Origin of the sequence: Legionella septentrionalis (assembly GCF_003989745.1) — a bacterium.
GTDB lineage: Bacteria > Pseudomonadota > Gammaproteobacteria > Legionellales > Legionellaceae > Legionella_A > Legionella_A septentrionalis.
This window is the reverse complement of sequence record NZ_RZGS01000083.1, coordinates 1-1,170: the sequence shown is the minus strand read 5'-3', so window position 1 is coordinate 1,170 and position 1,170 is coordinate 1. Positions and strand designations below refer to the sequence as shown.

The window sequence follows — 1,170 nt, the reverse complement described above, 5'->3', positions numbered from 1 at the left end:
TGTAACCCTCCCGTAAAATAGCACCATTTAAAACTAGAGTTTCTCCGGCATAATAGGCAAGAGGAGGAGAAACGATGAAACGCAGCCGATTTACAGAGCATCAGATATTAAATATTTTAAAACATGTAGAGAATGGCCGTCTGGTAAAGGATGTCTGTCGTGAGCATGGAATATCAGATGCCACCTATTACAACTGGAAAGCTAAATATGGTGGGATGGAGGCCTCAGATATTAAACGTATGAAGCAACTTGAGGAAGAGAATGCAAAGCTGAAACGGATGTTCGCTGATTTGTCGCTGGAAAACCGTGCCTTGAAGGATGTGATAGAAAAAAAGCTTTAAAGCCGGCAGAGAAAAGGGAAATGGCTGATTATCTGGTAAATGAATACGGCATGAGTCTTAGACAGAGCTGTGCCGCCTTAAGCCTGAGTCGCACAGGTTACTATTATCAGCCGGCAGTAAATAAGGATGAGACGGTGATTAAAGAGCTGATGGAAGTTACCGAACGCTATCCGCGCTATGGCTTCAGAAAAGTGTTTGTCAAACTGAGGCAGGCGGGGTTTACATGGAATCACAAAAGGGTTTACCGTGTTTACTGCGAATTGCAGTTGAATATCCGCCGTAAAGGAAAGCGGAGATTGCCTACACGCAATCCAGCGCCTCTTGCGATTCCCGTTACAGTTAACCATACCTGGTCTGCTGATTTTATGAGCGATGCATTGACCTGCGGCAGACGATTCAGGACATTTAATGTGGTTGATGATTTCAACCGGGAAGCACTGGCCATTGAAGTGGATCTGAGCCTGCCTGCCCAACGGGTTACCCGGGTGCTTGACAGCATTGCTGCCAATCGAGGATATCCGGCAAAACTTCGGCTTGATAACGGGCCTGAGTTTATCTCTCTGGTATTGGCTGACTGGGCTGAAAAACACGGAGTTACTCTTGAGTTTATTCAACCCGGAAAACCTACTCAAAATTCATTTATTGAACGGTTTAACCGAACTTATCGCAATGAAATTTTGGATTTTTATCTATTCAGAGATCTCAACGAAGTTCGGGAAATAACCGGGAAATGGATGAAGGAATATAACGAAGAAAGACCGCATGAATCACTGGGAGACTTGTCACCATTTGATTACAAGTTGATTAAAAATAAGTCGGAAAACTCTAG

At 44.0% G+C, this 1,170-nt stretch carries 1 protein-coding gene; it reads left to right on the top strand.

What is annotated here, in order from left to right; translation table 11 throughout:
• Positions 1 to 74: 74 nt before the first annotated feature.
• A protein-coding gene (locus ELY11_RS12295; RefSeq protein WP_233579877.1) for an IS3 family transposase occupies positions 75 to 1,170 on the top strand; the annotation gives its coding sequence in 2 pieces (ribosomal slippage) (positions 75 to 336 and positions 336 to 1,170; 1,097 coding nt annotated over the 2 pieces). This gene is flagged as partial in the annotation.